27 protein-coding genes are annotated in these 26,843 nt (G+C 57.7%); 8 read left to right on the top strand and 19 right to left on the bottom strand.

Annotated features, from left to right (window positions below):
- Window positions 1-28: 28 nt before the first annotated feature.
- Both secD and DT594_RS02615 read left to right on the top strand, forming a co-directional pair.
- Window positions 29-2,551 (top strand): protein translocase subunit SecD, encoded by a 2,523-nt coding sequence (gene secD, locus DT594_RS02620; RefSeq protein ID WP_149331236.1) that lies wholly within the window; start codon window positions 29-31, stop codon window positions 2,549-2,551.
- A 61-nt stretch (window positions 2,552-2,612) separates the two neighbouring features.
- On the top strand, window positions 2,613-4,334 hold the full coding sequence (locus tag DT594_RS02615; RefSeq protein WP_149331235.1) for a potassium/proton antiporter: 1,722 nt from the start codon (window positions 2,613-2,615) through the stop codon (window positions 4,332-4,334).
- A gap of 14 nt (window positions 4,335-4,348) precedes the next feature.
- Here DT594_RS02615 and DT594_RS02610 read toward each other — a convergent pair whose 3' ends face one another.
- The 5 genes from DT594_RS02610 to DT594_RS02590 form a co-directional block, all read right to left on the bottom strand.
- Entirely contained in the window at window positions 4,349-6,223 is a 1,875-nt protein-coding gene (locus DT594_RS02610) for a putative bifunctional diguanylate cyclase/phosphodiesterase (protein WP_149331234.1), read from the bottom strand.
- Between the two features lie 324 nt (window positions 6,224-6,547).
- Window positions 6,548-6,940 carry a YgaP family membrane protein gene (locus DT594_RS02605; RefSeq protein ID WP_149331233.1) on the bottom strand — a complete coding sequence of 131 codons (393 nt, stop codon included), beginning with the start codon at window positions 6,938-6,940 and terminating at the stop codon, window positions 6,548-6,550.
- 104 nt (window positions 6,941-7,044) lie between these two features.
- The gene (locus DT594_RS02600; protein WP_218574462.1) at window positions 7,045-9,882 is read right to left on the bottom strand and encodes a PAS domain-containing protein; all 2,838 of its coding nucleotides are present in this window, start codon (window positions 9,880-9,882) and stop codon (window positions 7,045-7,047) included.
- 161 nt (window positions 9,883-10,043) lie between these two features.
- A complete protein-coding gene (gene ppnN / locus DT594_RS02595) occupies window positions 10,044-11,414 on the bottom strand; it encodes a nucleotide 5'-monophosphate nucleosidase PpnN (RefSeq protein WP_149331232.1) in 1,371 nt (456 codons plus the stop codon).
- Between the two features lie 59 nt (window positions 11,415-11,473).
- Complete coding sequence (locus DT594_RS02590; protein WP_149331231.1) at window positions 11,474-12,142, bottom strand: TIGR04211 family SH3 domain-containing protein; 669 nt, start codon at window positions 12,140-12,142, stop codon at window positions 11,474-11,476.
- 420 nt (window positions 12,143-12,562) lie between these two features.
- Here DT594_RS02590 and DT594_RS02585 point away from each other — a divergent pair, with 420 nt between their 5' ends.
- Window positions 12,563-12,850 carry a hypothetical protein gene (locus tag DT594_RS02585; RefSeq protein ID WP_149331230.1) on the top strand — a complete coding sequence of 96 codons (288 nt, stop codon included), beginning with the start codon at window positions 12,563-12,565 and terminating at the stop codon, window positions 12,848-12,850.
- Between the two features lie 83 nt (window positions 12,851-12,933).
- Here DT594_RS02585 and DT594_RS02580 read toward each other — a convergent pair whose 3' ends face one another.
- The 7 genes from DT594_RS02580 to DT594_RS02550 form a co-directional block, all read right to left on the bottom strand.
- Complete coding sequence (locus DT594_RS02580; protein ID WP_149331229.1) at window positions 12,934-13,470, bottom strand: type 1 glutamine amidotransferase domain-containing protein; 537 nt, start codon at window positions 13,468-13,470, stop codon at window positions 12,934-12,936.
- A 111-nt stretch (window positions 13,471-13,581) separates the two neighbouring features.
- Window positions 13,582-14,280: a glycosyltransferase family 2 protein gene (locus tag DT594_RS02575; RefSeq protein ID WP_149331228.1), complete on the bottom strand. Its 699-nt coding sequence runs from the start codon at window positions 14,278-14,280 to the stop codon at window positions 13,582-13,584.
- Window positions 14,277-14,876 carry a methyltransferase domain-containing protein gene (locus DT594_RS02570; RefSeq protein WP_149331227.1) on the bottom strand — a complete coding sequence of 200 codons (600 nt, stop codon included), beginning with the start codon at window positions 14,874-14,876 and terminating at the stop codon, window positions 14,277-14,279. Before DT594_RS02570 ends, DT594_RS02575 begins: the two co-directional genes overlap by 4 nt.
- Before the next feature lie 10 nt (window positions 14,877-14,886).
- Window positions 14,887-15,711, bottom strand: coding sequence for a PIG-L deacetylase family protein (locus DT594_RS02565; protein ID WP_149331226.1), 825 nt, complete (start codon window positions 15,709-15,711; stop codon window positions 14,887-14,889).
- A gap of 6 nt (window positions 15,712-15,717) precedes the next feature.
- Window positions 15,718-16,749, bottom strand: coding sequence for an acyl-CoA dehydrogenase family protein (locus DT594_RS02560; RefSeq protein ID WP_149331225.1), 1,032 nt, complete (start codon window positions 16,747-16,749; stop codon window positions 15,718-15,720).
- Window positions 16,750-16,821: 72 nt separating this feature from the next.
- The gene (locus tag DT594_RS02555) at window positions 16,822-17,586 is read right to left on the bottom strand and encodes a WecB/TagA/CpsF family glycosyltransferase (protein WP_149331224.1); all 765 of its coding nucleotides are present in this window, start codon (window positions 17,584-17,586) and stop codon (window positions 16,822-16,824) included.
- A gap of 124 nt (window positions 17,587-17,710) precedes the next feature.
- On the bottom strand, window positions 17,711-18,031 hold the full coding sequence (locus tag DT594_RS02550) for a hypothetical protein (RefSeq protein ID WP_149331223.1): 321 nt from the start codon (window positions 18,029-18,031) through the stop codon (window positions 17,711-17,713).
- A 97-nt stretch (window positions 18,032-18,128) separates the two neighbouring features.
- Between DT594_RS02550 and DT594_RS02545 the strand changes: the two genes are divergently transcribed.
- Window positions 18,129-18,743 (top strand): flavin reductase family protein, encoded by a 615-nt coding sequence (locus DT594_RS02545; RefSeq protein ID WP_149331222.1) that lies wholly within the window; start codon window positions 18,129-18,131, stop codon window positions 18,741-18,743.
- Between the two features lie 26 nt (window positions 18,744-18,769).
- Here DT594_RS02545 and DT594_RS02540 read toward each other — a convergent pair whose 3' ends face one another.
- Both DT594_RS02540 and DT594_RS02535 read right to left on the bottom strand, forming a co-directional pair.
- Complete coding sequence (locus tag DT594_RS02540; RefSeq protein ID WP_149331221.1) at window positions 18,770-19,513, bottom strand: J domain-containing protein; 744 nt, start codon at window positions 19,511-19,513, stop codon at window positions 18,770-18,772.
- 55 nt (window positions 19,514-19,568) lie between these two features.
- Complete coding sequence (locus DT594_RS02535) at window positions 19,569-20,351, bottom strand: hypothetical protein (protein WP_218574461.1); 783 nt, start codon at window positions 20,349-20,351, stop codon at window positions 19,569-19,571.
- Between the two features lie 181 nt (window positions 20,352-20,532).
- Between DT594_RS02535 and DT594_RS02530 the strand changes: the two genes are divergently transcribed.
- Window positions 20,533-20,814 carry a peptidylprolyl isomerase gene (locus DT594_RS02530; RefSeq protein WP_149331220.1) on the top strand — a complete coding sequence of 94 codons (282 nt, stop codon included), beginning with the start codon at window positions 20,533-20,535 and terminating at the stop codon, window positions 20,812-20,814.
- A 65-nt stretch (window positions 20,815-20,879) separates the two neighbouring features.
- Here the strand turns inward: DT594_RS02530 and DT594_RS02525 are convergent, their stop codons facing one another.
- The 3 genes from DT594_RS02525 to DT594_RS02515 all read right to left on the bottom strand — a co-directional run bounded on the left by DT594_RS02525 (window position 20,880) and on the right by DT594_RS02515 (window position 23,005).
- Window positions 20,880-21,770, bottom strand: a complete 891-nt coding sequence (locus tag DT594_RS02525; RefSeq protein ID WP_149331219.1) for an EamA family transporter — start codon at window positions 21,768-21,770, stop codon at window positions 20,880-20,882.
- Between the two features lie 189 nt (window positions 21,771-21,959).
- Window positions 21,960-22,151, bottom strand: coding sequence for a CsbD family protein (locus tag DT594_RS02520; RefSeq protein ID WP_096347629.1), 192 nt, complete (start codon window positions 22,149-22,151; stop codon window positions 21,960-21,962).
- An 86-nt stretch (window positions 22,152-22,237) separates the two neighbouring features.
- Entirely contained in the window at window positions 22,238-23,005 is a 768-nt protein-coding gene (locus DT594_RS02515) for a CAP domain-containing protein (RefSeq protein WP_246164535.1), read from the bottom strand.
- A gap of 312 nt (window positions 23,006-23,317) precedes the next feature.
- On the opposite strand from DT594_RS02515, the gene DT594_RS02510 reads away from it, so the two are divergent.
- From DT594_RS02510 to DT594_RS02500, 3 genes are all read left to right on the top strand, one after another.
- On the top strand, window positions 23,318-23,548 hold the full coding sequence (locus DT594_RS02510; protein ID WP_149331217.1) for a hypothetical protein: 231 nt from the start codon (window positions 23,318-23,320) through the stop codon (window positions 23,546-23,548).
- Window positions 23,549-23,655: 107 nt separating this feature from the next.
- Complete coding sequence (locus DT594_RS02505; protein WP_178091383.1) at window positions 23,656-23,991, top strand: GNAT family N-acetyltransferase; 336 nt, start codon at window positions 23,656-23,658, stop codon at window positions 23,989-23,991.
- Between the two features lie 235 nt (window positions 23,992-24,226).
- Window positions 24,227-24,931: a TorF family putative porin gene (locus DT594_RS02500; RefSeq protein WP_178091382.1), complete on the top strand. Its 705-nt coding sequence runs from the start codon at window positions 24,227-24,229 to the stop codon at window positions 24,929-24,931.
- Between the two features lie 133 nt (window positions 24,932-25,064).
- Here DT594_RS02500 and dcd read toward each other — a convergent pair whose 3' ends face one another.
- Both dcd and apbC read right to left on the bottom strand, forming a co-directional pair.
- Entirely contained in the window at window positions 25,065-25,631 is a 567-nt protein-coding gene (gene dcd / locus DT594_RS02495) for a dCTP deaminase (protein WP_022963707.1), read from the bottom strand.
- Between the two features lie 82 nt (window positions 25,632-25,713).
- Window positions 25,714-26,808, bottom strand: a complete 1,095-nt coding sequence (gene apbC, locus DT594_RS02490; protein WP_149331214.1) for an iron-sulfur cluster carrier protein ApbC — start codon at window positions 26,806-26,808, stop codon at window positions 25,714-25,716.
- Window positions 26,809-26,843: the final 35 nt, after the last annotated feature.

The raw sequence follows: 26,843 nt of genomic DNA, 5'->3' as shown, positions 1-26,843 counted from the left end.
ACTACGACGTTAGTGTCGAGGATTACACATGAAATCTTTGTCTTCACGGGCCGTGCTTTACGGCCTGATAATGCTGTTCGGGCTGCTCTGCGCCTTGCCCAATGTGCTGCCCACTTCGGTGTCACAACAACTACCCCGCTGGTATACCGATAACAACCTGGCGCTTGGCCTGGATCTGCGCGGGGGATCGCATCTGCTGCTGGAGGTCGATACCCGCGAGCTGCTGCGCAACGATAACCAGCAGTTGGCCAATGATCTGACCGCCGCCTTGCGCAAGGAGCGCATTGCTTTTACCCAGCCGGCGGCCTCAATCGAATCAGTCCAGATCGCGGTCAGACATACGCGCGACAACCCTGATTTAAAGCGCATTGCCCTGTCGCTTAATTCGCAACCTGGAGAGCCCGGCACCCGCTTTAAGCTGGAACAGGCGCAGAACAAGAACCAATGGATATTGCACATGACTGACGCGCACCGTGAGGCGCTGACCAGTGATGCAGTAGATCGCAGCCTGGAAGTGGTGCGTCGCCGGCTGGATGAAACCGGGCTGGTAGAGCCAAGCATTACCCGCCAGGGCGCCGACGGCATTCTGGTGCAGATGCCCGGTGTGGCGAATCCGCAGGAGATACGTCAGTTACTGGGTACGACCGCAAAAATGACCTTTCACTGGGCGGCAAACGGCAAATCGCGGCAGGTCATTACCCTTGAAGATCAGGCACAAGGCACCGCGTATGAGCTGGAGGAGCAGGTCGCCATGGAGGGCAAGCATATTCGCGATGCCCAGTTGGCATTCAATCCCGACTCCGGCCAACCGGTGGTCAATTTCAAGCTGGACCGCGAGGGGACCGATCTGTTCGGAGACATGACCCGTGCCAACATCGGCCGGTCGCTGGCCATAGTGCTGGATCAGAAGGTCATCACCGCACCCGTGATCCGCGGTGTAATCGCTGGCGGCAGTGGTGAAATCAGCGGCGCATTCAGCGCCAGTGAGGCCAGCAATCTGGCTCTGCTATTGCGGGCCGGCGCCCTGCCCGCTCCGCTGAAAGTCATAGAAGAGCGCACTGTCGGGCCGGACCTGGGCAGTGACGCGATCGCCATGGGCATCAGTACCGGGGTTTTCGGCGCTCTGCTGGTTATCGGCTTCATGCTGGCGGTGTACGGCCGCTGGGGTTTTATCGCCTGCGTGGGCCTGAGCATCAACGTCGGCTTGATCTTCGGCATACTCAGCCTGCTGGGTGCCACACTCACCCTGCCCGGCATCGCCGGTATCATTCTGAGTATCGGCATGGCGGTGGATGCCAATATCCTGATCAATGAGCGCATCCGCGAGGAGACCCGTAACGGCAAGTCCGCCTTTGGCGCCATGAGCGAAGGCTTCAACCGCGCCTACAGCACCATTCTGGACTCCAACGCCACTACGCTGATAGCCGTCAGCCTGCTGTTCCTTTTCGGAAACGGCCCGGTCAAGGGCTTTGCGGTAACCATAGGGATCGGCTTGCTGACGTCAATGTTTACCGCCATTGCGGTGACCCGGTTACTGATGGAATGGCGCGTACGGCGTATGGGCAGACGCCCGTTGGTGATATCTGGCATCAAGCGGCTCGACAACCTCACCAGCGGCAGTCTGAATCTGATGCGGGGCCGGGTGATGGGCCTGATGCTGTCCCTGGTACTCTCGGTTGGCTCATTAGCGCTGTTTTTCGGTCCGGGGCTGGACTATGGCATCGATTTTACCGGCGGCACCCTGGTGGAAGTGCAAGCGCCTGATACCACGGTAGAGCAGCTGCGCACCAGCCTGCAGGAACATGGTCTCGGCCAGGCGGCCATCCAGGAGTCGGGTGACGCAGGCCAGTATCTGGTCCGCCTGCCGATGCAGGGAGCTGAACAGGTAGCCTCGGGCGCGCCGGTGGAAACACTGAAACAGGCGGTTACCGAACTGGCCGCAGATGCCAGCTTCCCCAGGGTGGAGATGGTAGGCCCCAAGGTCAGCGGCGACTTTGTCCAGGCCAGTATCATGGCAGTGCTGCTGGCCGCAGCCGGCATGCTGGTTTATCTGTGGATCCGCTTTGAGTACCACTTCGCCCTGGCCGCAACGCTGACCATTGCACTGGATCTGACCAAGACCATCGGCTTTTTTGTTCTCGCTGGCGTCGAGTTCAATCTCACGGCAGTGGCCGCCCTGCTGGCATTGATCGGTTATTCGATCAATGACAAGGTCGTGGTATTCGACCGGGTACGGGAAAACCTGCGCCTTACGCCCGACAAGCCGCTTTTACAATTGCTCAACGAGAGCATCACCTCGACGCTGACCCGTACGGTGTTCACCTCGCTGACCACCTTTCTCGCCTTGCTGCCGATGGCTATAGCCGGCGGCGCAGCCGTGGCCAGCTTCGCGTTGCCCATGCTGTTCGGCATTGTCGTGGGTACCAGCTCGTCAATACTGATTGCCGCGCCCATTCTGTTTTACCTGGGCCAGCGGCGGATGCGTAACGGCGGCGCCCAGTTACGCCCCAGTGCGGAACAAATCAGAAAAGAGCTGGACCTGATACCCTAACGAGCACCGCCACCCTCTAGCCCGGTGGGTGGCGGCCGTTTTCAACGAGGTAAGACCACGCATGTTCCTGATTGACCAATTGATTCTACTGGCTGCGATACTGATTCTGTTTGGCATAGCCTCAAGCAAACTCTCGGCGCGCCTTGGGCTGCCAGTGCTGGTGCTGTTCCTGCTGATCGGCATGCTCGCCGGTGACGCGGGTATCGGCGGTGTCAGCTTCAATAGTCCAGGCGCAGCCCATGCACTGGGCACCCTGGCGCTGGCGATTATTCTGTTTGACGGTGGGCTGCAAACGCCTACGGCGTCGATCAAGAAAGTCTGGAAGCCGGCATCCCTGCTGGCCACCCTGGGCGTATTGATAACGGCGGCCGTGACCGGCGTGGCAGCCGCTTATGTGCTCGACTTGCCCATCATGGAGGGTCTGCTGCTGGGCGCGATCGTCGGCTCGACCGATGCTGCCGCTGTATTCTCGCTGCTGCGTAATGCAGGCATCCATATTCGCGAACGCCTGAAGGCGACCCTGGAAATAGAAAGCGCCTCGAACGATCCGATGGCCATCTTCCTGACCGTTGGCCTGCTGGAAATACTGGTCAATGACATGGAGCCCGGTGTGGGGCTGCTGCAGATGTTTCTGCTGCAAATGGGCGTGGGCGCTGCGGTGGGTCTGGGCGTGGGCTGGGCATCGGTGCAGATCATCAACCGTATCCACCTTGTCGCTTCCGGCCTGTACCCGGTAATGGTGGCAGCCTGTGGCTTGCTCGCGTTCGGGCTGGCAGCGAACCTGAACGGCAGTGGCTTTCTGGCGATCTTCCTTGCCGGGGTAGTGATCGGCAATAGCCGCTTTGTGTTCCAGCGCAGTACCTTTCTATTTCATGACGGGTTGGCCTGGCTTAGCCAGATCACCATGTTCGTGGTACTCGGTCTGCTGATCAACCCACCGTCATTATTCGAGGTCTGGCTTGAGGGGCTGGTAATCGCTGCCGTTCTGGTGCTGGTCGCCCGGCCGCTGGCAGTGGTGCCCATACTCGCGCTCTTCGGCTTTAAAAAAGCGGAAATAGCCTTGGTATCCTGGGTCGGACTGCGCGGTTCGGTACCGATTATCCTGGCAATATTTCCTCTGATGTTCGGGCTACCCGGCGCAGAGCTGATCTTCAACGTGGTGTTCTTCGTGGTGTTGATTTCTGCCACCATCCAGGGCTCAACTCTGCCCTGGGTAGCGCGCAAGCTGGGGCTGACGGAAAAGCCGCCCGCTACGCCGGCAGCTACTCTGGAAATTACCGCGCTGGGCGACGTGGATGCGGATATCGTCGAGTACACATTGGGCGCCAATGGTCGTGCAGTGGGCCGCAGACTGTCGCAGATGGCGTTGCCGGATGGCACCGTGGTCGCCATGATCACCCGCAAGAGCCTGGTCATCCCACCACGCGGATCGACTGCGTTGCAGGCTGGCGATCACCTGTTTGTGGTGCTGCGTCCGGAAACCAGGCCCTTTGTCGATTCGGTCTTTTCCCAGGCGTTGGAGGCTGCTCGCAACGAGCTACCCAGCCGAGAACTGCGCCTGAAGGGCTCAACCACTGTGGATGACATTCGTTCCTCCTACGGCATCATCCTCGCCGCTGATGACTTGCTGACGCTCGAAGCCCTGGTGCGCCAGACGATGTCCGAAGAGCTGCGAGAAGTGCAAATCGGCACATCGGTTACGCTGGACGGTGTGATCTTGACCGTACGCGATATGATCGACGCCAGAATCGTCACCATCGGCCTGATCCCGGAGCCGACTTGATAGGCTCTTCGAGCCTATCGAACCTGGGCCATGAATTTTGACGCCGACACCGGCCTGGAAAACAGGTAGCCCTGGCCGCAATCACAGCCTAGCGCCGCCAGTAGCTGCCGAGTCGCTTCGTCTTCAATACCCTCGGCGGTGGTTTCCAGCTCAAGGCTGTGCGCCATCTGTATGATGGCCGTGACTATCGCTCGATTTTGCTCATTGCTGATGATCGACTGCACGAAAGAACGGTCGATTTTCAATCGATCCACCTGAAAACGCTGCAGGTAAGACAGGTTGGAATATCCGGTACCAAAATCATCGATAGCCAACTTGACGCCCAACTGTTTCAGGCGCTGCAAGAGCAGGATTGACGCTTCGGAGTCGTGCAGCAGCATCGACTCGGTCAGCTCCAGTTCCAACAGCGACGCTTTCAGTCCGGTACGTTGCAGCGCATCGCGCACTGACTGTTCCAGATCGCCGCGGTGCATCTGTACCGCGGACAGATTGACCGATATCAACACCTCGGGCAGGCCTTCACCCTGCCAGATGACCATCTGCTGGCAGGCTTGCTGTAATACCCAGATACCCATCTCGACGATGAGCCCTGACTGCTCGGCCACCTGAATAAACGCATCCGGCCCGACCATGCCGCGCTCGGGGTGGCGCCAGCGCAGCAATGCCTCCACCGCAACCACCCGCCCGTCCCGCATATCCACAATAGGCTGGTAATGCAGTTCGAACTCGTTTCGCACCAGCGCCTGACGCAGATCCTGCTCCATTCCCAGCCGTGCATAGGTGTCCGCGCTCATTTCGTCACTGAACAGCCGATAAGCGTTGCGACCGGCAGACTTGGCTTGATACATCGCCGTGTCTGCTTTTTTCAGCAAGGTGCCAAAATCGTCGCCGTCTTGCGGATAAACCGAAATACCGATCGAGAGGGAAACCACCAGCTCCATATCCTGCAGGGTCAGCGGCTGCGCTACCAGTGTCTGAATACGCATCAATACCGCGGTCATCGCATCGATACTATCGACCTCGGCGAGAACGATAAGAAACTCGTCACCACCTTGCCGGCTGACAGTATCGCCACCCCTGACCACCTTCTTCAGCCGCGAGGCAATTTCACGCAGCAACTGGTCACCAGCAATATGCCCGAGGGAATCATTGATAATCTTGAAATGATCCAGATCCAGAAACAGCAATGCGACCATCTTGCCCGACTGTCTGGCGCGGCCGATGGCATTTCCAACCCGCTCCTCAATCAGCGAGCGATTGGGAAGATCAGTCAATGGGTCATGCTGCGCCAGATAGTTGAGGCTGGCTTGGGAGTTTTCCAGCTGGAAGATTTCATGGTCGAGATTTTCACGGGCATGATGTAAATCGTTGGCCAGTAACCACATGGCGACAGCGCCCAGCACCAGCAATGAACTGACCACCAGCATACGTCCAGGGCCATGGGGTACGGCCACGTAGGTGTGCATGCCATTAAGCGATATCCAGGTAATGAGCGCCACCATGCCCAGCATGCTGACCAACAAACCGAGAAATACCCGACGCGATGCCAGCATGCCCGCAGCGATAAGCAGGCATGGATAAGACAGCAAAGCGCCGCTATAGAGTCCCTGATTGACCACCATCGATACGCTGACCAGCACCATCATGACGCCCAACAGCAGAGGCACTGCCAGCTCTGTTCGTTCGCGTTGAATCAGATAACGCCCTACCAGTGCTGCTACCACGCCCAAGGTTGACAGCAGTATGTCCAGCTCACCGCCGAGTGCGACCGCGCGACCCCCGATCACCAGTAAAACAATACATAACAAATCAGCAATGTGCGTTAGCCGCTGAACGCTCGGGCGGTAGGATCCATGCACTTTTTCATCCTTTTTAACGTCTGCATCCATATTCCATTAATTTCCCTGAAGCAAAGACGAACATCACTTATCGGAATAAAAATGAGAACGCTAACTAAAATCGTTAGTTGGAGCAAGCATTCAAAAGTCTGAGGAAAGCTTAGAGCAAAAACACGGGGTAGGAGAATTCAAGGGCCAAAACGGCTCAATTCGAGGATAAACCTAGATGTTATGGGGTAAAGACGGAGGGTAGCGAGCCATAATCGCTGTTCGCAGGAGGCGCAACAGCTGGGGCGCTATAAACGCTATTCAGACCAAACAAGGGCAGTGCAGGTACCAGCGTTACGCTGACGACGTACCTGCAGCCGGAATCTATCAGCTATTTGCGGAAGGAGTACCGCGCGCGCCAACCTGATTTTCATGCCCCATGGGTGTTGCGTCTGGCAAATCAACCGACTTGCTTTCAAAATCAGGGCTGTGCACTTCGGAATCCATCGGCATATGGCTATAGCGCTGATCAAGAGCGGCCTGGCCTTGCTTTTGACTCCCTTGTTTTTCATTAAGGGTTTCGTTGAATATCCGCTTGGCCTCGCAATGCCCGGTATAACCACGCGCCAGTGCCATGCCACCCAGAGCGAGTTGCAAGATGCCGCTGAAGCCGCCGCGGCGAACGCCTTTGCCGACCAGCATCAGGCCGCTGAATACAGAAACCGCACGCTCGAATTCGCCAACGTTCTGAGTCTGATTCTTGTCAAAAGGGTTATTCATTACTCGTCCTCCAGTAGTAGTCATCGTAAGTTAATGACTGTGCCCCAGAGCAAGCGTTCCACTTTTGTTTTCGACAGCCGACAGGAGGTCTGCCATCAGCAGCCTTAGCGATCTGACCGCTGCCCGATCATATCGCGCACCTTGCCGCTCAGCGCTGCCATGGGAAATGGCTTGATCAGTACCTGCAAGCTGTCGTTAAGCTGAACCTGGCTCATCGCGGATTTCTCCGCATAGCCGGTCACGAACAACACCTTTAACTCGGGCCGCAGCGCACGCGCCGCATCGGCGACCTGCCGCCCATTCATACCGCGCGGCAAACCAACATCCGTTACCAGCAGGTCAATGCGTGCAGCAGAGCGCACTATTTCCAGGCCCGCAGGCCCATCTTCCGCAGCCAGCGTCTGATAGCCGGCATCTTCCAGCACTTCGACCATCAACATGCGTACCGCGGCCTCATCATCGATGACCAGCACCGTCTCACCCTGGCCGCTGCCGCCCCCCGGCAATGCCGGCTTTGGATCCGCAGCTGATGCGGTGGCAGTGGAGCGCGGCAGGTGCAGACACACCGTAGTGCCCTTTTGCGGTTCCGAATGGATCCACACCTGACCCCCGGACTGTCTTACAAAGCCATGGATCATCGACAGGCCCAAACCCGTTCCCTGGCCCAAGGGCTTGGTGGTAAAAAACGGATCGAAGGCTTTGTCGACGATTTCAGGCGTCATGCCGATGCCGTGGTCGGTCACACTGAGAAAGACATAAGCGCCACTGGGCAAATCGAAAACGGCTGCGTCGCGCTGATTGAGCCAGCGGTTGGCAGTTTCGATTACCAGCGCACCACCTTGCGGCGCCATGGCATCACGGCCGTTGATGCACAGATTCAGCAGCGCATTCTCCAACTGCGATGCGTCCACCAGCGTGGTCCAGAGCTGCGGCTCGCTGACGAATTGCAAGTCGACCTCAGGCCCGACACTGCGGCGGATAAGCTCTTCCATGCCCTGCACCAGCCTGTTGCAATCAGTGGGGCGCGGATCCAGCGTTTGCCTGCGTGAAAAAGCCAAGAGCCGCTGGGTTAATGCGGCCGCGCGGCGGGACGCGCCCTGGGCAGCATTGATATAACGCTCGGTACCTTCGAATTTGCCCTGGTTAATGCGCATTTCCAGCAATTCGAGACTACCGCTGATAGCCGCCAGCAAATTGTTGAAATCGTGGGCGATGCCCCCGGTCAATTGGCCCACCGCTTCCATTTTATGTGCCTGGCGCAACGCATCCTGAGCGCGGACCAGTTCCTTTTCACGATTTTTATGCTCGGTAAGGTCCCGGCCGATGGCGATGAAATGGGTACCGCCGGGCTCCGGCGACACCGTCCAGTCAATCGGTCGCCATTCACCGTCAGCCGCAAGAATGCTGTTCTCGAAACGCGTTGGCTGCCCGGTCTGCCCCATCAGCTCAAGCTGCTCAATAACCATCTGCAGATTATCGGGATGGATAATCTCGGCGTAGCGATCAGTTAGCAGTTTGGTTTCCGACCAACCCAGCAGCCGGGTCCAGGCCGGGTTAACGGCTGTAAGGTTGCCGTCATAATCGGCCCGCGCCAGCAGATCCTCAGACAGCGTCCACAACTGATCACGTTCGGCCGCTGCCAGCTTTTCCTCGGTAATATCGCGGCCAGTGCAATAAATCATGCCGTCTTCCGGCACCCCGATCCAGGAGATCCAACGGTAACCTCCGTGCTTGCAACGATAACGGTTGGGGAAGCGGATTGACGGTGAGCCTTGCAGATTTCCCTTGAAGGCCTGCATGGTCGCGGCGATGTCGTCGGGATGAATCAGGTCAAACAGGGTGTGCTCGGCCAGGTCTTCCTCGGTCCAGCCGAGCATCGTCTGCCAGGCCGGGTTGGAGGTAATGAAGTAGCCATCAGCGTTCAAGGCGCCCATCAGATCAGGGCTGACCTGCCAACTAACGCTGCGCGCCTGGGTACGCTCACTGACCTTGCGCTCGAGATTAGCATTGAGATCCAGTAACCGTTCTTCGCTGGCTTTCAACGCTTGAGTAGCACGGTAGGCTTCGGTGACCTCGTAACCGCCAATAAACAGTCCAGAGACTGCCCCACTACCATCGCGGATGGGTTCGAAGACAAAGTCGATAAACTGCTCTTCATCGCTGCCGCGGAGTCGCATCGGCATATTGCGGGTGACCACGCCCTTGCCACTGGCGTATACCCGGTCGAGCATTTCATAAAAACCCTGCTCCGCTACATCCGGGAACACATCCCGAAAGCGCCTGCCGACGAAGTCCGTGCGCTGCGAAATCCTGATATAAGCGTCATTAACATATTCATAAATAAACTCCGGCCCCTGCAACACTGCGACAAATCCAGGCATCTGTTGCAGCATCTGATGCTGCCGTTGCTGAACATTAATCACCTGCCTGGCGGCCAGAATTTTCTCAGTGGTTTCGCGAACAATCGCCATCACGCCCGCAGGATCTCCGCCCGCCCCTACTATCGGTGAGTAGTCCAGGTCCATCCAAACAGGTTCCGGTATGCCTCCACGCTGCAAGGTGAATTCGATATCGCGGTAGGACAGCGTGTCTCCGGCAAGCACGGTACTCACGACATTGGCGTTGAACGCCGCGGCTTCGGGCCAGGCGTCGACGACCTTGCGGCCCAATTTGTGACGATAGTGAGCGCCAGAAAATGTCGAGTAGGCATCATTGAAGATCAAAATGCCGTCCTTGCCCCAGAGTATTGCCATAGGCACCGAGGAGCGCAGCATAACGTCGACGACAGCCTTCAAGCTGAGCGGCCACAGGACAATCGGGCCCAGCCCGGTGGCGCTCCAGTCGAAGGCACGGATCAGTTCCGCCATCTCGCCTGGGCAGCGCAGGAACGCCGGGTTGTCGAGGACGGCGGACAACGGACTATCGAGTGAATCCTTGTGCATAAAGCGCTGCTCTGGCTCCTGGCGGTGACCCGGTCCGCAAGCAGAGGAAGGTCATCCGTTTGGCGATGTTTGGTTGAGTAGAGAGAGGTAGCAAAAGAAGAACTGCAGGTGTCATATTAATGTGTAAGACACCTGCTGGGCTAGGGGCTAAGGTTAGCGGATCAGCTCACGACGCGGTAACAGGGCACATAGGCCGAACCGCCAGGCAGCTTCATGCGGTGCTGAGCCACGAAGGCCTGGAGCAGCTCGTCCAGTGGCTGCATGATGTGTGCCTCGCCACGGATCTCATAGGGTCCATGTTCTTCAATACGGCGAATGCCATTGTCCTTGACGTTGCCGGCGACAATGCCGGAGAACGCGCGGCGCAGGTTAGCGGCTAGCTCGTGGGCTGGAACGGCGCGGGTAAGCTGCAGGCTGGCCATATTCTCGTGGGTGGGGTCAAACGGCCGCTGGAACCCTTCTTCGATTTTCAGCAACCAGTTGAAGTGGAAAGCGTCGTTACGCTCGCGACGAAACTCTCTGACTTTTCTCAACCCTGCGGCCATCTGCACCGCGACCTGCGCCGGGTCATCAATAATCACCTGATAGCGGCTTTGCGCATCGGCGCCAAGCGTGGCGCCAACAAAGTCATGCAACTGCTGCAGATAGGCCTCAGCACTTTTCGGCCCGGTGAGAATGACCGGGAACGGCACACCCTGGTTATCCGGGTGCAACAGAATACCCAGCAAATACAGAAACTCTTCGGCAGTACCCACGCCGCCGGGGAAAATAATGATCCCGTGCCCAACGCGTACAAAGGCTTCCAGACGCTTTTCGATGTCCGGCAGAATCACCAGCTCGTTAACGATGGGATTCGGCGCCTCGGCGGCAATGATGCCCGGCTCGGTCAGGCCCAGGTAGCGGCCGCCGCGAATGCGCTGTTTGGCATGGGCGATGGTCGCGCCCTTCATCGGCCCCTTCATCACGCCAGGGCCGCAACCGGTACAGATATCCAGGCTGCGCAAACCGAGTTCGTGGCCCACCTTCTTGGAATATTTGTACTCTTCCGAGTTGATCGAATGACCACCCCAGCACACCACCATTTTCGGCTCCACGCCAGGGAGCAAGGTACGGGCGTTGCGCAACAACTGGAAAACGTAATCAGTGATACCTGGCGAGCTGCTCAGGTCAATGAGCGGGCTGCCCAGCTCGCTTTCGGTATAGACGATGTCGCGCAGCGCACTGAACAGCATCTCCCGAGTGCTGGCGATCATTTCACCATCGACAAACGCGTCTGCAGGCGCATTCAACAGTTCCAGTCGAACACCGCGGTCCTGTTGATGAATGCGCACTTCGAAGTCTTCATAAGCTTCGAGAATGGTTTTGGCATTATCAATCTGCGCGCCGGTATTCAGAATGGCCAACGCACACTGGCGAAAAAGACTGTAGGTACTGCCCGAGCCCGCTTCACTGAGCTGGTGTACTTCGCGCTGGGACAGCGTTTCCAGGCTGCCCCGCGGGTTGACTGAAACGTTGACGACGTGTTTTTGCATTCTGGTGTCCGAGCCGAAAATAGAGGGCTCCATGTTACCAGAATCGTCCAACGCTACCGTCATACCCAGCCATCGTTACGCTTTCGGCTACGGGTCATGGACGGCAAGATCAAGCCAAAGATAATACCCACCCCGGCGATACCGCCGCCATAGAGCATGTAGCGCATCAAGACCTGCTTATTTTCATCGCCCAGCTGCGCCTGCACGCTACGTAATTCAGACTGGGTCTCGGTCAATTCGGCGTGCAACGCCTGACGCGTGGCTTCCAACTCATCAATCAAGGCTTTACGCGAGTCGAGTGTTTCCTGCATGCCCTGCACTCGCGTGGTCCAGGTCGCATCAATGCCTTCCAGCTCAGCACTGAGCTCGGCAACCTGGGCTTCCAGCTGCGGCAGCCGCTCGCCCTGGCCGGGTACCTCCTGCAACTCGCTACTGGGGATCCACACTGTATCGCCTGAGGCACTGCGCACCCGGCTATAGTCGCCCTGGGTAGTCAATAGTTCGACCCGTTCACCCGAGGTCAGGGTGCCCACAATCCGGTAGCCATCAGTGGGCCCACTACGAACATAGGTATTCAGGTTGTCGCTCACCCAGCGCTCGTTACTGCCCTCCTCCTGGGCATGGGCAGGCATGGGCAGCGCAAACAGAGCGCCAAAACAGACAGCACAGGAGGTCAGGCGAGCGACGCGAAGGAACGAAACAGCAGAAGCACTTTTGGCTATCAACATAACTTTTTTCACTTGCAGCGGCTCAGACTCATGACCTGAATCGGACGGCCAGGGTCTGATGCATTGAATTCTGTCAGCAATCGAGTGCGACGGCGGTGGCGGACACCCTGTCTTTTAAGCTGAGTCTGCGGGCTGTAAGGCGCATGGCCAGTACTGCGCAGAGCTTTTTGAGGTTGTGTTCCGCCAGCCGAATGACCCCGTTATGCAGAACAAGTTCCCGTTATCCGACCAGCCGCCGTGCTTTTTGCCAAGACCGTCGCAAAACGATGCGCTGGTGATTGCCAATCATCCCTACGCCACACCACAGCAGCAGGATAAATGAACTACTGCGGTCTGCGGACCTCCAAAAAGTAGCGCCCTCTAGTCCTGGGCCCCGCGATCACCCATGATCGACATCAGCAATAAAAAAAGGAGTTTCAAATGAAGCGTCATCTCATCGCTTTTCTTACGCCGCTGGCCTTCGCCCTTCCCGCCTTTGCCGACTGGCCTGACAATGCTCGGGAAAACTTCGTCGCCGAATGCGTTGAAACCACGCAACTGGAGCACTCTTCAGTCAAGGCAGAGACCTTTTGTGGTTGCGCCGCGGACGAGGTTGCAAAGGATCTCAGCACTGAAGAACTGGAAGCCATGGGCGGTGATGCCGTTGATCCAGCCATTCAGGAACGGCTGATTGCCGCCGCACAAAGCTGCACCAGCGAGCTGGAATGATCTTAGCCGAATAAAAAAAGCCTCATCCGGTTCGCGGATGAGGCTTTTTAGTGGCCGAAGCACCAGTGTGCAGCGGTTGCCGCTTAGCTCAGCGCAGCGACCAACGCCTTGTTAAAGGCAGGCAGGTCATCCGGAGTGCGGCTGCTGATCAACTCGCCGTCTACGACCACTTCCTGATCGACCCAATCGGCGCCAGCATTGGTAAGGTCGTCTTTCAGCGATGGAAAGCTGGTGATGGTCTTGCCACGCACCAAATCGGTCGAGGCCAATATCCAGGCACCGTGGCAGATAACTGCGATTGGTTTGCCCGACCCAGCGGCCTCGAGTACCAGTGACTGGGCATCAGTATCCATACGGATGTTATCGCTATTGAACACGCCACCCGGCAGCACGATGGCATCGTAGTCAGCCAAAGACGCATTTTCGAAGGTCTTGTCCACCGTGAAGCTGTCTGCCGGCTTGTCGTGATTCCAGCCTTCAACCTTGCCAGATTTATCGGCCAATATATCCACACTGGCGCCAGCCGCCTTCAGCGCATCTCTGGGGCTGGTCAACTCGACTTGCTCGAATCCATCAGTTACCAGAATGGCTACATGCTTGCCCTGCAATGCATTGCTCATATTCAACTCCAATCACGTTCATGTAGAAGATACGACCAACACACCGCCGAAAGTTCAGACTAATGGAGCTGGATCATGGCACCGCTGCACGTTTTGCCACCGCCTTGGCCGCTACCGGAGTGGCCGTGACGTTGCCACCTGGACACCGGCAGCCACGGTCTCGGCAGCCAGCGCCTTGAGGTAATCACCGAAGCCGCCACGAGCTCGCGCAGTCAGGCGGGCGCTGGTACTGACAGTATTCAGTGCGGTCCAGGCGATCCGCGCGCCAGCTTGTTCCAGTGCTCTGACCAGCGCCACATCTTCATGCGCTACAAGCGAAAGAAAGCCGCCCACGCGTTGATAGGCCTGCGAGCAGACGCCGAGATTGGCACCGTGAATATGCCGGTGCTCTTCGCGCTGCTGATACTCCTGAGCGTAACGGTAACGCACTGTATCAGGCAGGTCTTCCCAGCAATCAATGCGCACAGTGCCGCACACTGCGTCGGCCTTGAAACTCAGCTGACAACTGATCCAATCCTCCGGCACCAGCGTGTCGGCATCGGTAATAGCCAGCCAGCGCGCGCCCTTGGCCAGCAACCATTCAGCCCCGACCCGGCGTGCATGCCCAACGTTGCGCTCCTGCACTTCCAGAATATCGGCGCCAAAGCTATTGGCTATCGCTGCTGAACGGTCTTCGCAGGTATCCAGCACCACTACTACGCAGACGGTCTCTCCGAGCAGATCCGCGTGCCTGCCAGCCGCTTGCACCGAGCGCAGACAGTCGGCGAGCAGCGCCTCCTCGTTGTGGGCCGGCACGATAACGCCAATCAAGTCACCCGCTCCTGCAGGCGCATCGGGGCCAGATCGCTACTCCAGACTTCGAGCAGAAAATCTGCTTCTTCGTGGCGTACGTTACGATGCAGCTTGAGGTGCTGCGCAAGTAATTGGTGGACGCGAGCGCCGTCCATCGGACAGCCTTCGATAGGATGTAACCAGTGGCACGCCAGCAGCGTGCCGTGCGGCCGCAGGCTCTGCTGCGCGAGTTGAATAACTCGCACCCACTGCTCTTCATCCAGATAGTAGCCCAGCTCGCTGAGCACGATTAGATCGAAACTGCCTGCAGGCCAATCCTCTGGCACCTGGCCAAGATTGATTGTCGCGGCACTTTGCTGCGCCAGACGGGCGCGAGCCAACGCAACCGCGCGCTCGCATATGTCCAGCCCGAGGAAACCCACACTGCGTTCGGCCAATGCCAGACTGAGTTCGCCGTTTGCGCAGCCGGGCTCAAATACTCGCTGATATTGCTGGCGCAACAAGCTGGCCAGGGTCAGATCACGCTTACGCTTTTCATACCAGCGCTCGCGGAAGGCCCAAGGATCTTCACTGGCTTCGAACATTTTGTCGAAGTAAGAGGCGGGCATATTCATGGCACTACCCTCATGTAAAGAACAGTTCATAGGGTTGCAGCAGACGCGCCAGGGTAACCTTGTCCAGTACTGGCCCGGCTTGCGTACTGGAGTCGCCTTGCAACTGACTGACGTGAGCCGCCACGGCAAGGCGCTTCCTGGCAAGTTGCTGATCATCCAGCATCCATTTGCGCGCACGCGCCCAGGGTAAACGCGGATCTTCCGGTGCAGCCCAATGCCAGGCCCAAACCGGCGCCTCGATCAGCCGCGCACCGACACGTCGGGCGCTGGCCGCAGCTACCTCACCTACGGCCTCGTGGTCACAGTGACCATCACCGCGCCAGGTGGTCAGCAGGCAATCACCTGGGCGCGCCAGGGACGCCAGGCATGATTCCAGAGCAGCGGCGTGGGCCGCGACGCTGCCATCGGGCAGCCCCAGGTATTGCCAGCCCAGTTGGTCCGGCGCGAAGCCTAACAACGTCATGGCACGGCGACTTTCCTGCCGCCGGACACTGCGTAGCCTGTGTGGCGGCCACAACGGGGAATCCGGATGGCTGCCCTCTCCGTCGGTGACCGACACCAGCGTGACGGCTGTACCTCGTTCCGCCAGCGCCGCCAGCAGACCGCCGCAGGCCAGGACTTCATCGTCAGGGTGCGGTGCGATGACAATCAATCGCGCCGATTGCGGGATCAACTCTGCCAAGGAAACAGAGGCCACTGCAGCTAACGCGCTGCTGCGCTGCCATGCCTCCAGCGGCGTCCCGCATACTCCAAAAGCGCCGGCAGAAGGCGCTCTGACATCGGTCCCGACGGTGGGCTTTGATTGTGCAATAGCGGCAATCTGCTCAGGCGTCATGGCGCGTCACAACTGCCAGGTCAGGTGATCGGCATTCGCCACCTGTCGGCCCAGCTCGGCCAGATCCCGTTCAGCATGGCTTTGACGCATGAATACCGGCAAATCCGCCGCCAGACGGGCAAAATGTGGATCGCGACAATAGGGCGTGGACCCCAACGCGCGGCCTACTCGTTTGAGCACCTCGTCCGCGGCCTGCTCTACCTGCGCACGGACGCGACGTACAACCCACTGCGCATCCTCCTGCGGGTGCTGCTCAATCCACTGGGCGCAGTCGCGCAACGCTCCTGCGGCACTACTCAGGGTCGCGTCCACCGCCCCCAGATGCGCTTGCGCATGCGGATCATCGGTTCGCTTGGCGCAATGCGCTTTAAGAGCTTGGCCCAATGCAGCAGCAGCCCCGTACCAACAGGCCGCGATGCCGGCACCGCCATGCCAGAAGCCAGGTCTTGACAGATAACTGTCGCACCCGCCGACAAAAGTGGCCTGCGCCTGGTCAAACTGCACTTCCACGCTGGCCGTGGTGGCCATGCCTACCGCTTGCCAGCCCTGATCGCTGATTGCGACCTGGCGCTGATGGAGATTGACCGCTACCAATCGCGGCTGATTCTGATCATCCCACGCGGTAATCAGCGCGCTATCAATTTGCGCCGCTCCCGAGCACCAGGCTTTTCGCCCATGCAACCGCGCCACGCCCTCCGCGTCATGGCCCACATTCAAGCGGGCGTAAGGCGGATCGGCAGCCCAAACAGCCCACAAACCATCGGTTAGCAGATGCCTGGAATCGAGTTCATGGAGGATGGCGATGGCATCAGTATGACTTTCATAGAGTTTCGCCAGCGCCAGGTCGTGGCCCGCTACCGAGGCCAACGCTTGCCAGCGCTGTAAAGTCCGCCCCCCGGCCGGCAGGGGCAAGCGGTCCAGACCTTGCTCGACGCACACCCGCATGGCTACTTGAAGCTCGGCATCATGACGGAGAGGCTGGGGCCGCTTGGCAATGACATCAAGAATGGCTGCGAGCCGCTGGAGGTCGTCCGTCATGATTTTCTTCCGTCGTTATGTCCATAGTTTTGGGCATAAACCTGGCGAAATCGTTCAATTTGTTTGGCGGGACTAGCGCGCCTGGCGGGAAACCATACCGTTACGCGCGAGATAGTAGAAAAACCGAGGAATACCCAGAATGTAGCGTCTGGCCAGCCGCCTGGGTTCCTTGAGTAGGCGGTACAGCCACTCCATCCCGGATTTGCGGAAAAGCAGCGGTGCCCGCTTTACGCGATTAGCAGCGAAATCCAGAATCGCACCGCCGCAGATGATCAAGGCGGGGCCATTTATCGTCGTCTGAATGCGCCTTGCCAGCTCTTCCTGCTTGGGCATGCCCATCGCCAGCAAAATAACGGGGACACGCGTCGGGTCAAGATGCCCGCGAATGTAATCCAGATAGGTTTCCGCCGGCTGGAATCCGTCAACCGCGTGAAAGCGGTGGTGCTTGAACAGGTTTTCGGCGCCCTTTTCCAACCACGGATCGCGCGTACCCATGGCGAAAAACTGGTAATCACAGGGGGTCGCTTCGAGCAGATGATTAACCAGCCGGGGGATAAAATCCGAGCCGTTCATATTGGCTTTGGGCTCTCGACCATTGAGCTGGCAGGCCCACTTGATCCCGATGCCATCCCTGAGCAGATAGGTCATCTCGGCGAATCCCTGCTGCAGGCGAGGATCCTCCTGCGCCAGGTTGTAGGCATGCTGGTTGAGAAAAGCCACCGTAGACGGCGTGGTAACCGAGGCGAGCTTCTGAATCAACGCTTCGGAGTCGGCGTCATCAATGAGGTCCAGTCTATTGATCAAGCGGTCTTGATAACGGAACAATGCTTTGGTCATAGCGTGGCTACTCGGTGGAGACATTTAGCAATATATGCGTCTTTACAACACAAATATAGGTGTAGCCAGGCCCAAATTAGTTCAACCAATACTCATTTTCGTCACCCTCCCCGCTTAGCAATCGCTACTTTTTCCGAGTGGGGACTAATTTCGAGAGCTGCTGGAGTTTTTCGTAGCCTGCGCGACTCAGCAAGACCAGATGGACGCTGCCGAGATAAACCTGTTCTGACTTTTTCAGCTCGGCAAGCAGTTGAGGATGCGCGTCTCCGGACACGTAGAAATAATCGCTGTCCTCTTTTAGCGCTGGAAGATGTGTTTTGAACAGTTTGAAGCTCGACCCTTTGCCCAAGCCATTGAGCTCATCGAGCTGACGAAAGCTGAGGGTTTCTACCCCGGCAAAAGCGATGGGCTTAACTCTGCTCATTACAGTTTCCGCTGAGTCCATGTCACATCCTTCTATGATTCGGCGTTGGGCGGGTATTGAGGATAGCGCAGGAACAGGTAAAGATGACGCCAGATAATATCAGACGGGAGTGGGTTGCATGAGCAGGCAGATGTATTACTACGAAACGGCACAGGGCCATGGTTTGCCCCATGATCCCTTCAACGCCATCGTAGGTCCAAGACCCATTGGCTGGATCTCTTCGCAAGATGCCAAGGGCCGCCTGAATCTGGCGCCTTACAGCTTTTTCAACGCCTTCAATTACGTACCCCCCATCATTGGCTTCGCCAGCGTTGGCCGCAAGGACAGCCTCAACAACATTGAGCAGACCGGTGAATTCGCCTGGAACCTGGTGACCCGCCCGTTGGTCGAGGCAATGAATGAAAGCTGCGCGGCCGTGGGGCCCGAGGTGGATGAATTCGAACTGGGCCACTTGACCCCGGTCGCCTCTCAGGTGATTGCAGTGCCGCGAGTGCTGGAAAGCCCGGTTTCATTTGAATGCAAGGTCACCCAGATCCTCCAGCTGCAAGGGCTGGACAGCGTGCCCGTACCTACGTGGTTGATTCTTGGCGAAGTGGTGGCGGTGCATATCGACAAGACGTTACTGGTAGATGGCATCTACGACACAGCGGCCGCTCAACCAGTGCTGCGCGGCGGCGGCGCAGCTGATTATTTCGAACTGGGCAAGCGCTTTCAGCTCTATCGCCCGAAATGAAATTGCGAAACAGGCTGAACGCAATCTCAGCGTAAACCTAGCAGCACATCTTTAGCCTGATTGATCAGCGCAGCAAGATAATCGCTGCCGCCACGATCCGGATGCATCTTCTGCATCATGCGGCGGTGAGCTTCAATAATGTCCTCCCGGCTGGCGCCAGGCTTGAGCCCCAGCACATCCAGCGCCTCCTGTTCGGTCAGCGGACCACCGCTGTGAGCCTGAGGGCCGCCATGGTCGGCAGCGCCACCAGCCCCGGGCTCATCCTCACGCCAGGAGTCGCCGAAACGTCGGTCCAGATAGGACTCCAGCAGACGTGCGGAGTCTTCGTCGGTCTGCCGGCAATACTGCAGCAGTTGGATAAACTCACTTTCTCCCAGCTCACCCAGCAGGCGACCCGCCAATGGCCCACTTAGTACCTGGCCGGTCATGTCACCCGAATCATGATCCAGGGTCATTTCCAGCACTTGCGAGGTCACCTTTGACTGATTTCCGGCGCTGGGCTGCGCGCGACCGCCAGGCATTTTCATACCGCGCAAGACCCGCCCCATAATAAGCCCCGGCACCAGGCGCTTGATGAAAGGCAGCAAACCCGCCAGCAAGGCCAATACCAGGTAAAAACGCCCGGACAGGGCCAGCACGATCACGGCCAGCACAACCCCCAGCAGCAGCAGTTTGACCAGCGCAGGCCGGCGCTGGGCAGCAGGCAGACTGCGGACCCAGAACCAGGCAATAACGCCGATGATGATCAGTACAATTAACAATAAGCCCAAGACGTTCTCCGACGAGTTGCTTTCTCTATTTGTGCTGGCGCTGCCGGAGCTGTGGCTAGCGAATCTGTCCGGTCAGGCGCTTGACCTCCGGCGAACTTTGACTGGCAAAGTGTTTCAGCGCCTTGACGCCACCCGAAGCATAGACAGCCACAGCCGATAACAGGTCCTTCAATAATTGCGGACTGCTGCGATCAAAGGGCGCATAGGCACCGCCCGACAGCTTGCTCACCTGTTCAAATACCGCTTTGGTATGCGCGTCATTACCCTCCTGAAACATGAACACCGGCGTGCGCAACATGCCCAGCTCACCGGCACTGTGGCACAAAGGATCGACCGGCTCTTCGCAGCAATCGCCAATGAACACAACGGCCTTGACCGGCTGCGCACGGGTTTCTTTCAATGCATGCTGCAATACCCGGTTGATCTGGGTGATACCGCCCAGGCAACGCACGCCATTCATCAATTTGAGCAGTTGCTGGGTCTGAGTTACAAATGCGGTAGCCTTGAACTCGCCATAACCGCGGTAATAGCACAGCTGAATAGCTAGCCCACCCAGATCGCGAGTGGCCAGGAACAGTTCACTCTGCAGATCGCAGGCCTGGTCCCAGGTCGCCTCGCGGCTGGCGGTGGCGTCCAGCGCAAATAACAAGCGGCCCTGCCCTCCGCCACCGGTAGGCAGACTGCGGACCTGATGAATAAACTTCTCGATAGACTGCTTATCTGACTTTTCGCCAGTGCCTACCGGCAAGCCATTTCGGCTTGAGCTTTGTCGTTGCTGGGGAGTACGAGGCTCTGATTTGTCTGGCATGGCTTTGGCTGCATGTAAGAGAGTATTCATTAGTCACACTAGAGCAAAGCGCCGGCTTTTCACAGACTGGCTCGACCATCGCAATGATTTCTTACCGAATAGAAGTACACCGGAGGTCGGACTGGCGCTTTCGAGCGCCGACGCTTTGCGCTACCCTCTGCACCTATACCCCTGGTTATATATTCACCTCGCCCTTACTGGAGTAACACCCATGCCTAAAGCTACAGCCCGTCATATCCTGGTACCGACTGAAGAAAAATGTAATGAACTGAAAGCAGCTATTGAAGGCGGCGCCGATTTCGCCACGGTCGCCAAGGACAATTCCACTTGCCCGTCCGGTCGCGATGGTGGAGACCTGGGTTCATTCGGCCCTGGCCAGATGGTCAAGGAATTCGACACCGTGGTATTCAGCGCGCCAGTGAATGTTGTGCAGGGTCCGGTGAAAACCCAATTCGGTTATCACCTGCTGGAAGTGACCAGCCGCCAGGACTGATCATCTGAACTGGCTGGGTCGACGGGCTGCGCCTTGCGGCTCAGTTTTTCGACTCAGTCAGCCTGTCATGCCCGCGCGCTACGCAAGCGCCAGCGACCGAACAACCAACCCCCTGACACGTTGATCAGAATCCCGAGCATCACCAACAGCGCGCCAGTCAACTGCATCGGCCCTACCCGCTCCCCCGCTAACAACGCCGCGGAAGTCAGCCCAATTACCGGCACCAACAGCGAGAAAGGCGCCACCTGGCTCGCTGGGTAGCGTGATAGCAATCGGCCCCACAAGCTGTAGCCCAGCAGGGTCGCGCCAAATGCCAGATAGCACAGCACCAGTATGGTATCCAGGCTGATATTGACCAGCGCCTCGCCCATCAGCACCGGGCCCTCCAGCCACCAGGACAGGGCCAGAAACGGCAACGGCGGAATCATGCTGCCCCACACCACCAGACCGACCAGATTGACCTTGCCGATCTTGCGCGTAACGATGTTGCCCATCGCCCACATGGACGCTGCGCAGATGGTCAGCAGAAATCCAGCCAGGGTCATCACCTTGTCTACCTGCAGACCAATCAGCGTCAGCCCGCCAGCCGCGACCAGCAAACCGACCAGATTGAATCCACGCAGACGCTCGCCGAGAAAAAGCACGGCGAAAAACAGCGTGAAAAGGGCTTGGGATTGCAGTACTACCGACGCCAGGCCGGCGGGCATCCCCACTGACATCGCGTAAAAAAGAAAGGCAAACTGACCCAGGGATATGGTCAGGCCATAAGCCAACAGCCAGCGCCAGGGCACATCCGGGCGCTTGATGAACAGCACCGCAGGAAACACCACCAACATAAACCGCAGCGCACCCAGCAGCATTGGCGGCATACCCTGCAGTCCGGTCTTGATGACAACAAAATTCATGCCCCAGACGACAATTACCACCAATGCCAACATCAGATCCCGCGGGGCCATAGGAATACTCCTCGTAAAGTATCCATTAGACCGGCAATCAGCGGGGTAGGAAACGTACAGTCAGCGTAGCGAAATACGTCACAGTCTGCACCAATGCAAAAAAGGCCGGCACACTTGCGTGTACCGGCCCTGCTTGCAGCAGCGATTGTGGTGTTACCAAATCGCTGCCTGCATCATCGCTTCAGGTTGTTAAGCCTTATCGACACCTTTCTTCAGGGTGTCCTTGGCTTCACCTTTGACTTGCTGAGCGCCACCCTTGGTTTCCTGGGCTTTGCCTTCACCTTTCAGGCGATCATTATTGGTTGCTTCACCAACGCCTTGCTTGCCTTTACCGACTGCTTCGTTGGTTTTGCCTTTGATCTTGTCAGTTGTGCTAGTCATTGCTTTCACCTCAGTCAATGTTGCGATATGAAATCTCGCTTACAGTAAGTTGACCGGTCGTAAAGCCGACAAGTTCAGATTATTTGTCACTCTTTAGGCGCAGCGAACACCTGTGTCCAGAAAATGGCGCTGTCGCTGGCTGGGTTCACAACGTACGCCGCGCCCATCTCGGTGAACTGCGGATTCATCAGATTCGCGCAGTGCCCAGGGCTCATCAACCACCCGGCGACAGCCTGCTTCGCCGAACCATGACCGGCTGCCAGATTCTCCCCGACCACTTGATACTCGTAGTCCTGACGACCCACCCGCTCACCCACCTGGCTGTTATCTCGCCCGGTGTGGCTGAAGTAGTTCTGCTTGGCCATATCATGGCTGTGATCCAGTGCGGCACTGGCGAGCTCGTCGTTCCATGCCAGCGGCAATGTGCTGGGGAACGTTTCATTACCGCATGTACGGGACTCGCCACGCACCTCATTGACCAGATCGAGCACTTCCCGGCCCGCCTCCTCCCAATCGCCCATACCACTGGACAACAAAGAGCGAGCCATGACCAGCTGCCATCTTTTCCCCTCACGCGATACGCCGACATCCGCATAGGCCGGGTTCATCAACACCTCGCAATACTGCTGCTGGAGGACAGTCATCATCATGGCGACGTCTTCCGGGCCCGTGACTCTCACCGCCTGCGCCTGCGCGGCTTGATAACCCGCCCGTTGCAGCAGGAAGCCCAGATCCTGACCGGCAATGGTAGGCACTCCAGCCAGCACCTCACTCGTAGCCAATGGACCGGCAGGCGGTTTGAAATCGCCAGCGCAGTCACGCCCGGACTCACGGTACTGATTGATCTGACTCACCACCTTCGCCGCTTCGTTTGCGCTAACAGGGGCGACAACAAATAGTCCGACGCTCAGCAGACTAGCGCAAGTAAACCACCTGAAAACGGCGCGGGGGGATCTGGATAAAGGTGCGGGCAAGGCTGAGAGAGGCAAGACATCTTCCATGTGTGAACCTGTAAACGGAAATCGTGTTCCCATTCTGACAGCCCAATGCGCAGATTGATCCGAAACCTTTGCATCTGGTCCGGAAATAATTGCCGGACCGTGGAACCTTGGCCATAAACGGGTATACTCGCGCGCCACGTCATCACATCATTCCACGGATTTTCCATGACCAGCCCTAACCCAGCGGACCAGCCCGAGAAAGACCCAAGCGCAGAACTGCCCCATGCTGAAACGCAGGGCCAGCCTCCCGCTTTCAAGCTGCCGTTTTCCACCGCAGAGGCCCTGGCTGCCAAGAATGCCAAGCAACCCTGGCGTCTGAAGGGCATCAATCCGCGGCATGAGAAAAGAATCGGCATGGCGCCCAAAGGCACCCGCCGTTCCATGGGCAAACGCTAAGCTCTTCCGAAATGTCGCCGCCCCGCTCTGTCACGTCGTCTTGCCTGCTGTTATCACCGGCCATGCATCCATTGGCCAACGCCTTCTATCGCCGGCATGGCAGCCTTATGAAAGCCCGCGATGTCCATCAGGTATGGGCCGTGGGAGCGCCGGACATCCAAGCCTGCGCCTGTATTCAGCCGCTGACTGATGGCTACGGCCATTGGCTGACCAGCCTGTTCGTCGACCCGTCCGTGCGCAATCAAGGGCTGGCTGGGCGCCTGCTCAGCCAGATGCGACCGGCAGTAAGCGGCTCTATATGGCTATTTTGCCGACCAGAACTGGCTGATCTCTACCATCATCACGGCTACCAGATCACCGGTAACTTGCCCGAATCCCTCGCCAGCAAGTTGCAGCGCTATCGTCGCGAAAAGGACCTTATCGCCCTGGTTAATCTCGGCTAAATCGCGCCGTCCGCTCAGCTGATTTGCCACGCACCACAACCAAGCCCGTCACGTGAACTCCGCACTTCACAGGTGCAATGCTGCCGCCTGGCCAGCATCATCGATAAGGCTCTTTGTCATATTTCGTTCATAACCCCATGAATTTAGAAAATTATTTAAAGCTGGCAAGCAATGTGCAAAGTGCCATCTGCCAACACATTTTCTAATTTTGATTTATTTATATGGGGTAATGAGGATGATGAAGAAACTAACCGCCGCCATCGCAGCAGCAACCACTCTGGGTTTTGCCAGCATGACCCACGCAGAAGAATTCGACACTGCCATCGGCACCATCGACGCCAGCATGACCGCCACACTGGCGACCGACTACATCTGGCGTGGTCAATCGCAGACTGATGGCAAAGGCGCCGTTCAGGCCAGCCTGGATTTTGCTCACGAGAGCGGCGTTTACCTGGGTGCCTGGGGCTCCAATGTAGACTCCGACGATTTCGGCGGGGCCAGCATCGAACTGGACTACTACGTTGGTTACGGCGGGGCTATCACTGAAGAAGTTACCTACGATCTTGCCTGGGCCAACTATACCTTCCCCGGCAACAGCTCGATCGATGTCTACGAATGGCTCGCCAGCGTCAGCGCCTATGGTTTCACCGTGGGCCTCAAAGACACCTACAACAATGCTGACAACCACTACTACTACGTGGGCTACGATCTTGCCCTGCCCTACGACATCGGTCTGGGTCTGCACTACGGCGACAGCAACGATAAAACTGGCGACGGCTTTGATTACAACGACTGGGCTTTGACCTTGAGCAAGGAAGCCCTGGGCCTTGGCTGGGCGGTGATGTACAGCGACACCGACATCAGCGACGAAAATTGTGCCTACGGCAGCACCGATTCGTGCGGCTCCAACGTGACGTTCGCGGTATCCAAGAGCTTCTGATGTAAACACGGCGTCGTTGAGCGCCCTGTTGTGACTCAAGCAATAAAAAACCCGATCAAGGCCAAGGCTTTGATCGGGTTTTTTATGTACGTAGCTATTAATACCGGGCTGCTATACCGGGCTAACGTCGCCCTTAGGCTCTGGGCAGGGTCACGCCGCGTTGCCCCTGATACTTGCCACCACGGTCGCGGTAGGACACTTCACAGGGCTCATCGGATTCAAAGAACAGCATTTGCGCAACGCCCTCATTGGCATAAATCTTCGCTGGCAAAGTCGTGGTGTTGGAAAATTCCAGTGTAACGTGGCCTTCCCACTCAGGCTCCAGCGGCGTGACGTTGACTATGATGCCGCAGCGGGCGTAGGTGCTTTTGCCCAGGCAGATGGTCAGTACATTACGCGGAATACGGAAATATTCGACCGTACGCGCCAGCGCAAAAGAGTTCGGCGGAATGATGCATACATCGCTGGTGATATCGACAAAGCTTTTCTCATCGAAATGCTTGGGATCCACGGTGGCCGAGTGAATATTGGTAAACACCTTGAATTCATTCGAGCAACGTACGTCATAGCCGTAGCTGGAAACACCATAGGAGATAACCCGGTCACTCTCTTCACCGCGTACCTGACGCTCGACAAAGGGCTCGATCATGCCCTGTTCCTGGGACATTTGACGTATCCAACGGTCTGACTTGATGCTCATGATGTGCCCTGCAGTGTGCAAAAAAGAGGTTGCATGTTAACGGGTAATCCGCGGTGAAAAAAGGGTGCCGTCCGGCGCCGTCTCAATCGTCACTGATGCTGATGTTGGGCATGCCCTGGGCATCAGTCGCGCGTTCGGCGATTCGAGCGCCCACATGCCGCGCCATATCCTGATAGATCATGCTGATCTGGCATTCCGGTTCAGCGACCACCGTCGGCGTTCCGCCATCAGCCTGCTCGCGAATCATCATCGACAGCGGCATCGACGCCAGCAGATCAACGCCATACTGCTCAGCCAATCTTTCGCCGCCGCCCTCACCGAACAAATGCTCGGCATGACCGCACTGCGAGCAAATATGGATGGCCATGTTTTCCACTACGCCCAACACCGGAATATTCACCTTGTTGAACATCTCGATGCCCTTGATCGCATCCAGCAGCGCCAGATCCTGCGGTGTGGTAACAATCACTGCGCCGGTGACCGGCACTTTCTGCGCCAGCGTCAATTGGATGTCACCGGTTCCCGGCGGCATATCCACGACCAGGTAGTCCAGGTCATCCCAGGCGGTCTGCGTCAGCAATTGCATCAAGGCTCCTGACACCATTGGCCCGCGCCAGACTACCGGGGTATTCTCGTCAACCAGAAAAGCCATGGACATGACCTGCACCCCGTGGGCGCGTGGCGCGATAAACAGTTTCTGATCCTTGATTTCCGGCCGGGTGTTGGCTGGCAAGCCGAGCATCAAACCCATGCTCGGGCCGTAGATATCCGCATCCAGCACGCCTACCGACGCACCCTCTCGCGCCAACGCCAGGGCCAGATTGACTGCCGTGGTGGATTTGCCAACCCCGCCTTTACCCGAGGCCACCGCGATAATATTTTTCACATTACCCAGCGCTTCGATACTGCCCTGCGCCGGCGCTGCACGCACTACACAGCGCACGTTGATCTTCGCCGCCTCGACATCCTCCACCGCCTCCACGGCCACCTGCAGCATTTGGGCAATGCCAGCGGTCAAGCTGGCAGCGGCGTAACCCAGCTCAATCTCTACCGTGACCCGCGCCTGATCAATCTGGATGTCACGCAGACATCCAGCACTGATCAGATCCGTTTTCAGATAAGGGTCCTGATATTGGCTCAGGGCGCGCTCGATGCTCATGCGATCAATGTGTGACATGGGGATATCCAGTGGGGGAATACAAAGGCTACATG

It is taken from the genome of Halopseudomonas laoshanensis, from assembly GCF_008365385.1.
Classification (GTDB): Bacteria; Pseudomonadota; Gammaproteobacteria; order Pseudomonadales; family Pseudomonadaceae; genus Halopseudomonas; species Halopseudomonas laoshanensis.
Note: the sequence above shows the minus strand (reverse complement) of the source record. Positions and strands in the feature narration are given on the sequence as shown.

What these genes read in the sequence shown, in the direction of transcription:
- DT594_RS02505 (WP_178091383.1), top strand. Translation starts at nt 23,656, where the DNA reads ATGAAAGCCCGCGATGTCCATCAGGTATGGGCCGTGGGAGCGCCGGAC.
- DT594_RS02520 (WP_096347629.1), bottom strand. Translation starts at nt 22,151, where the DNA reads ATGACTAGCACAACTGACAAGATCAAAGGCAAAACCAACGAAGCAGTC.
- DT594_RS02615 (WP_149331235.1), top strand. Translation starts at nt 2,613, where the DNA reads ATGTTCCTGATTGACCAATTGATTCTACTGGCTGCGATACTGATTCTG.
- DT594_RS02535 (WP_218574461.1), bottom strand. Translation starts at nt 20,351, where the DNA reads ATGAATACTCTCTTACATGCAGCCAAAGCCATGCCAGACAAATCAGAG.
- DT594_RS02570 (WP_149331227.1), bottom strand. Translation starts at nt 14,876, where the DNA reads ATGAATATGCCCGCCTCTTACTTCGACAAAATGTTCGAAGCCAGTGAA.
- secD (WP_149331236.1), top strand. Translation starts at nt 29, where the DNA reads ATGAAATCTTTGTCTTCACGGGCCGTGCTTTACGGCCTGATAATGCTG.
- DT594_RS02525 (WP_149331219.1), bottom strand. Translation starts at nt 21,770, where the DNA reads ATGGCCCCGCGGGATCTGATGTTGGCATTGGTGGTAATTGTCGTCTGG.
- DT594_RS02585 (WP_149331230.1), top strand. Translation starts at nt 12,563, where the DNA reads ATGAAGCGTCATCTCATCGCTTTTCTTACGCCGCTGGCCTTCGCCCTT.
- DT594_RS02590 (WP_149331231.1), bottom strand. Translation starts at nt 12,142, where the DNA reads ATGTTGATAGCCAAAAGTGCTTCTGCTGTTTCGTTCCTTCGCGTCGCT.
- DT594_RS02600 (WP_218574462.1), bottom strand. Translation starts at nt 9,882, where the DNA reads ATGCACAAGGATTCACTCGATAGTCCGTTGTCCGCCGTCCTCGACAAC.
- DT594_RS02530 (WP_149331220.1), top strand. Translation starts at nt 20,533, where the DNA reads ATGCCTAAAGCTACAGCCCGTCATATCCTGGTACCGACTGAAGAAAAA.
- DT594_RS02545 (WP_149331222.1), top strand. Translation starts at nt 18,129, where the DNA reads ATGAGCAGGCAGATGTATTACTACGAAACGGCACAGGGCCATGGTTTG.
- DT594_RS02510 (WP_149331217.1), top strand. Translation starts at nt 23,318, where the DNA reads ATGACCAGCCCTAACCCAGCGGACCAGCCCGAGAAAGACCCAAGCGCA.
- DT594_RS02605 (WP_149331233.1), bottom strand. Translation starts at nt 6,940, where the DNA reads ATGAATAACCCTTTTGACAAGAATCAGACTCAGAACGTTGGCGAATTC.
- DT594_RS02500 (WP_178091382.1), top strand. Translation starts at nt 24,227, where the DNA reads ATGATGAAGAAACTAACCGCCGCCATCGCAGCAGCAACCACTCTGGGT.
- apbC (WP_149331214.1), bottom strand. Translation starts at nt 26,808, where the DNA reads ATGTCACACATTGATCGCATGAGCATCGAGCGCGCCCTGAGCCAATAT.
- DT594_RS02560 (WP_149331225.1), bottom strand. Translation starts at nt 16,749, where the DNA reads ATGACGGACGACCTCCAGCGGCTCGCAGCCATTCTTGATGTCATTGCC.
- ppnN (WP_149331232.1), bottom strand. Translation starts at nt 11,414, where the DNA reads ATGCAAAAACACGTCGTCAACGTTTCAGTCAACCCGCGGGGCAGCCTG.
- DT594_RS02550 (WP_149331223.1), bottom strand. Translation starts at nt 18,031, where the DNA reads ATGGACTCAGCGGAAACTGTAATGAGCAGAGTTAAGCCCATCGCTTTT.
- DT594_RS02555 (WP_149331224.1), bottom strand. Translation starts at nt 17,586, where the DNA reads ATGACCAAAGCATTGTTCCGTTATCAAGACCGCTTGATCAATAGACTG.
- DT594_RS02580 (WP_149331229.1), bottom strand. Translation starts at nt 13,470, where the DNA reads ATGAGCAATGCATTGCAGGGCAAGCATGTAGCCATTCTGGTAACTGAT.
- DT594_RS02610 (WP_149331234.1), bottom strand. Translation starts at nt 6,223, where the DNA reads ATGGATGCAGACGTTAAAAAGGATGAAAAAGTGCATGGATCCTACCGC.
- DT594_RS02565 (WP_149331226.1), bottom strand. Translation starts at nt 15,711, where the DNA reads ATGACGCCTGAGCAGATTGCCGCTATTGCACAATCAAAGCCCACCGTC.
- dcd (WP_022963707.1), bottom strand. Translation starts at nt 25,631, where the DNA reads ATGAGCATCAAGTCAGACCGTTGGATACGTCAAATGTCCCAGGAACAG.